The organism is Nostoc flagelliforme FACHB-838 (genome assembly GCF_014698065.1).
In the GTDB taxonomy this organism is placed as follows: Bacteria; Cyanobacteriota; Cyanobacteriia; order Cyanobacteriales; family Nostocaceae; genus Nostoc; species Nostoc flagelliforme_B.
In genome coordinates this window covers 1-1,742 of record NZ_JACJSI010000699.1, presented here as the reverse complement: position 1 = coordinate 1,742, position 1,742 = coordinate 1, and the positions used below count along the sequence as shown (strand labels likewise).

Genomic DNA, 1,742 nt, shown 5'->3' with positions numbered 1-1,742 from the left:
CAACCAACTCCTTCTTTACTTCCACAAGTTCCTGCCGAGTAAAGTTGCTGCTCAATTATGCTGCTTAAAACCCACGAATTTATACAGTTTGATTTCCCAAATTGAATTAGTCTGCTGTCTGCTTCTTTTGAACTCTAACTCTTTGATGTCAATGGGTTTTACTTTCTTGTAATTTGCGATCGCCCCGTGGTCGATTACTATTTTTTGAAAGTAGAAAAAACAAAATTCAACGGTTTTTGTCTTTAAATTACATAAATATTGAAGAAATTTGGTTCCCAATTATTAAAAACTGGTTAGAGATATATTTTCCCTTAAATGGAGTTATTTATTTAGTAATTGACCGGACTAATTGGGGGTGTATTAATCTGTTAATGATTAGTGTGGTTTGGGATAAAAGGTCTATCCCAATATATTTTAAGCTATTAGACAAATTAGGTTCAAGCAATTTTGATGAACAAGAAGCAGTATTCAAAAAAGCATTGCCACTTTTTAATAATTATAAAACTGTAGTGTTAGGAGACCGTGAATTTTGTTCAATAAAACTGGCTAACTGGCTGACAGAGCAGAAAGTATATTTCTGTTTACGCTTAAAAAAAGATGCATTTATAGAAATAGAACCGGAAATTTGGCTGCAATTAAGAGATTTAGGTTTAGCGCCTGGCCTTTCTTTCTTTTACCAAGGCATTAAATATACAAAATCCCTTGGGTTTGTTAGCTTTAATCTCGCTGCTAAATGGAAACGTAAACGTTTGGGAGTTGCGCCGGAGGAGGGTTGGTTTATCCTTACCAATTTAGATGATTTAGATTCAGTTATTAGAGCTTATAAACAACGCTTTGATATTGAAGAAATGTTTAGAGATTTTAAGAGTGGTGGCTATAATTTGGAAGATACTAATGTATCAGTCCAACGACTAATTTCCCTAATATTATTAATCTCACTTGCCTATACCGCTGCAACTATATCTGGTCAAAAAGTTAAACGTATGGGTGTTCAAAAATATGTCGGTCGAATCAAAGAATCTGCGCGTACAGTTCGCCGTCATAGCAGTTTTTATATTGGATTATATGGGTCTAACTGGGTCAATTTTATGGAAAATTCTTATGAATTAGTCGCCGAATTATTGACATTAAATCCTAATAAACGTAAATACTACCAGCAAGGTGAGAGAGCTATGAGGCTTATTCTATCTGCATCCTAGTCCTTTTTGTAGCCCCGCAAGATTAAATATATACTAAGTTGGAAGCAAAGAAGAATGGGTATTTTAGTTGAAAATCTTTCTAAGCACTATTGTTTATCCCAGTGAAAAAGTCTTTCTGCGCTCAAACGATATCTTAATTGGGAAGAATGCCGGCGAGAATACAACTACTGCGATCATTGATCGGATTATTCACCTTGGCTGGAAAATTCTTGTGGAGTTAGGATTGCGGACTGCTGAATATGGGGTGTAGAAACCGGATTCTAGATAAACCTGGTTTCCTAATATTTAAATTTTTGCCCCATCCAAACACTCTTCAATCATTAAGCTGCTCTTAGCTTTAGTCTCGTGGATGTGTTGATTGTTGACTTGACTTAATGGATAAATAAAAATCAACGCTTAACTGCTAAACTGCAATAAATTTACCAATTAACGGTCGGTTCGCTCATTTCACAAACAGAATAGCCAAATAACAGCCTGAAAGTGTAGTCTGCAAAGGTGTTCACTAATAATTGAGGCGGCTAGATAACAGTTGCAAAACACTAC

General features: G+C 35.4%; 1 protein-coding gene and 1 pseudogene. Both read left to right on the top strand.

Annotation, left to right across the window (positions count from 1 at the left end; genetic code table 11):
* Positions 1–203: 203 nt before the first annotated feature.
* A pseudogene (locus H6G97_RS50875) lies at positions 204–1,199 on the top strand (IS4 family transposase); the annotation flags it as partial.
* A gap of 67 nt (positions 1,200–1,266) precedes the next feature.
* Complete coding sequence (locus tag H6G97_RS50870) at positions 1,267–1,449, top strand: hypothetical protein (protein WP_190947751.1); 183 nt, start codon at positions 1,267–1,269, stop codon at positions 1,447–1,449.
* The last annotated feature ends 293 nt before the right edge of the window (positions 1,450–1,742 follow it).